Source organism: Alkalibaculum bacchi (assembly GCF_937875145.1).
Classification (GTDB): Bacteria; Bacillota; Clostridia; order Eubacteriales; family Alkalibacteraceae; genus Alkalibaculum; species Alkalibaculum bacchi_A.
Genome location: NZ_CALNCS010000026.1, coordinates 1 through 2445 on the forward strand (window position 1 = coordinate 1; position 2445 = coordinate 2445).

Consider the following 2445-nt stretch of genomic DNA (forward strand, 5'->3'; position numbering starts at 1 on the left):
TTATCATCCAAAATCTCATATCCTCTCTACTAAACATGATGGATACGGTAATGATTGGGAAACTAGGTGAAATAGAAATTGCATCAGTAGGAATTGCCAATCAGTATTTTTTCTTTTTCAATATGATTCTTATTGGATTGTGTGGAGGATGTAGCGTGTTTATTTCTCAATATTGGGGTAAACGAGACGAGAAAAATATTAAAAAAATACTGGGTATTGGTTTACTATCTGCAAGTATTATAGCTCTCATTTTTATGATTGCTGGTTTTTTAGTGCCAAAACAAATCATTAGTTTGTTTAATAATGATCCAATGGTTACAGCCTTGAGCGAAAAGTATTTGAAAATAGCATTGATTAGTTATATTTTTACAGGGATTTCTTTTGTATATAACTTTTCTTTAAGATCGATAAACAATGCTATATTGCCAATGACCATAAGCTTAATTGCTCTTTTTACGAATATCTTTTTTAATTACATATTTATTTTTGGAAAATTTGGCGCACCAGCTTTAGGTGTTGCAGGAGCTGCTATAGCTACGGTAATTGCTCGAGCCGTAGAGACTTTTCTCTTATTGCTATCTGTTTATTTAAGTAAAGGCGTATTAGCGGCAACCTTAAGGGAACTGACGGATTTTACTTTTGATTTTGTGAAAAAGTCCTATCAGATAATTTTTCCAGTTATTTTAAATGATATGTGTTGGGGCTTGGCTAGCTTAGTTTACGCAGCTGTTTATGGACATATGGGAGCTCAAGCTGTAGCTGTCATTCAAATCTGTAATACGATAAATAATTTATTTATGGTCATCACCTTTGGATTATCAAGTTCAGCATCCATTATGATTGGAAATAGCATTGGAGCAGAAGATGAAGATCAAGGTCGTGATTATGCAAAGAAAATTATTGCAATTTCTTTTCTCCTTAGCCTTGTACTAGGAGGGATGTTGGCTATTACCTCTCCATTTATATTAAATTTATTTAATGTCTCTAGTGGTGTTAGAAGCAGTGCCCAGACAATTTTATATATTATATCCTTCATTTTTTTTATTAGAGTTATAGGTATTGTCTTAGTGGTGGGCGTACTACGAGGAGGTGGAGATGCAGGACGGGCATTAATTATTGAAGGTTTTACCATGTGGTTTATAGGCGTGCCTTTAACGATAATAGGCGCTTTTGTATTTCGTTTTCCCGTACATACAGTATATGCTCTAGCTCTTGTAGAAGAGCTTGTTAAATGCATCCTTGCCTTTATGCGGATTAAGTCTGGTAAGTGGATTAAGAATGTAACGAATTAGCGGAAAGCTGAAAGGAAAACTAAAGCAAAGAGCTCATATCAACACACCCCGAGCTTTAGTTTTTCTTATTACCTTATAAGGAGCTATTTATCAAAGAATCCGCCACCATTAGAAATTTTAAAGGCTTTACGACTACTTACTTTTTTCTTATTTGGTTTAGTGCTAACATTTCCTTGTTCAGAGCTTTGTTTCTGTTTCTTTTCGATAAGTTTTTTCATTCCTTCAAGATTATTTGTCATGAGTAACTCCTTTTTCGTGTTTAAGTTTTTTATGCACACTTATTATATGATGAATTTAATTGAGAAGCAACTGTAGAACGACTGTTGAATAGTAGCCAAGCAATAATCAATGAACTCAGAAATTATGTAGAAGTTTTTTAGCGCAATGAAGCAGTAATTTTAATATGGTTATTTAATAGTTACGAAACAGGTGTTATAATAGTATGTAATTTGTAAAAAGCAATTGAATTTATTTTGATTTCGAAAATAATAGTAAGGAGCATTTTATGAAAATATTTAAAAACGATGGGGAGTAATATGGACAGTACAAGACAATTAGGTGAAGATAAAATATCTAACCTACTATTCAAATTTTCAATTCCAGCAATAGTAGGTATGCTGGTAAATGCTTTATACAATGTTGTAGATCGAATTTTTATCGGTAATGGAGTAGGCTCTTTAGGAATCGCAGGAATTACCGTATGCTTTCCAGTAATGTTGGTTACTATGGCATTTTCTATGTTAGTGGGATTAGGGGCAAATGCTTTAGTCGCCATTCGATTAGGAGAACAAAGAAAAGAAGAAGCAGAGTTAATTTTTGGCAATGCCATTGTTCTCTTAATAGGGATATCCATGATTATATCTATAACTGGATTAATATTATTAGATCCTATACTGGAATTATTAGGTGCAAGTAAAGAAGTATTACCTTACGCTAGAGCCTATTTAAGAATCATACTAATAGGAACCGTTTTTCAATCTGCATCTATGGGTGTGAACAATTTTATTCGTTCTGATGGAAACCCTAAAATGGCTATGAATACCATGCTTATTGGCGCAGTAATTAATACGATTTTTGATCCAATATTTATCTTTGGATTTGGTTGGGGGATGGAAGGAGCTGCCTTAGCCACAGTCATGTCTCAATTTATCTC

The 2445-nt window shown here is 33.4% G+C and carries 3 protein-coding genes; 2 read left to right on the forward strand and 1 reads right to left on the reverse strand.

What is annotated here, in order from left to right; translation table 11 throughout:
• Positions 1-1292, forward strand: a 1292-nt coding sequence (locus Q7P22_RS02025) for an MATE family efflux transporter (protein WP_303860024.1), incomplete at its 5' end; no start/stop codon positions are given.
• Between the two features lie 83 nt (positions 1293-1375).
• On the opposite strand, the gene Q7P22_RS02030 is transcribed toward Q7P22_RS02025, so the two are convergent.
• Positions 1376-1531 (reverse strand): hypothetical protein, encoded by a 156-nt coding sequence (locus tag Q7P22_RS02030; RefSeq protein WP_303860026.1) that lies wholly within the window; start codon positions 1529-1531, stop codon positions 1376-1378.
• Between the two features lie 297 nt (positions 1532-1828).
• On the opposite strand from Q7P22_RS02030, the gene Q7P22_RS02035 reads away from it, so the two are divergent.
• Positions 1829-2445: MATE family efflux transporter (locus Q7P22_RS02035; RefSeq protein ID WP_303860027.1), on the forward strand; the 617-nt coding region annotated here is incomplete at its 3' end.

Excerpts from the sequence above, each read along its gene's own strand:
- Q7P22_RS02030 (WP_303860026.1), bottom strand. The coding sequence starts at position 1,531 with ATGACAAATAATCTTGAAGGAATGAAAAAACTTATCGAAAAGAAACAG.